General features: G+C 80.3%; 1 protein-coding gene and 1 pseudogene. Both read left to right on the forward strand.

Annotation, left to right across the window (positions count from 1 at the left end; genetic code table 11):
- Window positions 1-551, forward strand: a pseudogene (locus tag AC2CHG_RS31650) (hypothetical protein); the annotation flags it as partial.
- Window positions 544-777: hypothetical protein (locus tag AC2CHG_RS31655; RefSeq protein WP_484526235.1), on the forward strand; the 234-nt coding region annotated here is incomplete at its 3' end. The pseudogene AC2CHG_RS31650 and the gene AC2CHG_RS31655, both read left to right, overlap by 8 nt.

Raw genomic sequence — 777 nt, forward strand, 5'->3', positions numbered from 1 at the left:
TGCCCGGCCCGGCCGCCGAGCCGGGCGAGCAGCCGGCGGTGCGGCGCTGGTGGGCGGTGCGGGTGGCGGAGCTGACCGGCGGCCGGGAGGGTGCGCCGGACGAGCCGGACGAGCGCGTCGTGGACTCACACGAGTTGCTGCGCCGGGTGGCCGCCGGGGTCCGCTCCGGCGACCGGGACCGGCTGCACCGCGAGCTGCGCCGGGCGCACGCCGACGTGGGGCTTGGGCTGGCCGCGATCACCCCGCCGCTGCTGCGCGAACTGGCCGGTGAGCTGCTCGGCCATCCGCCCCGCGCGGACGACCTGCCCCGGCTGCGCGGCGCGCTGGACTCCCGGGTCCGCGACCTGCTGCCCGGGCTGCCGCGGCCGGTGCTCGACACGCTGCTGACCCGGGTGTGCCGGATGCCCCCGCCGCGCCGCGACGACGACGCGGAACAGCCGCACGCGGCCGACCCTGCGGTCACCGCCGGTGTGCTCACCGGCGTACTGCTCGACCGGCTCGGCCGGGACCTGCCCGAGGACACCGACGAACGGGAGCCGTCCCGTGGCTGACGTCCGCGCTCGACTGGTGACGCGGGTCCGGGGGATGCTCTCCGAGGCCCTCGGCGCCACCCGTACCCGGCTCGCCACCGCCGAGGCCGACCTGGCCGCCGGGCGGGACCGGCTGGCCCGTACCCGCCGGGCCGCCGCGGCGGTGCCCGCCCGGGTGGGTGCCGCCCGCGACCGGCGCCTGGCCGAGATCGACGCCCGGCACACCGCCCGCCTCGCCGAGCTGGCC

The sequence above is a fragment of the Micromonospora sp. ATLC20 genome, assembly GCF_057196585.1.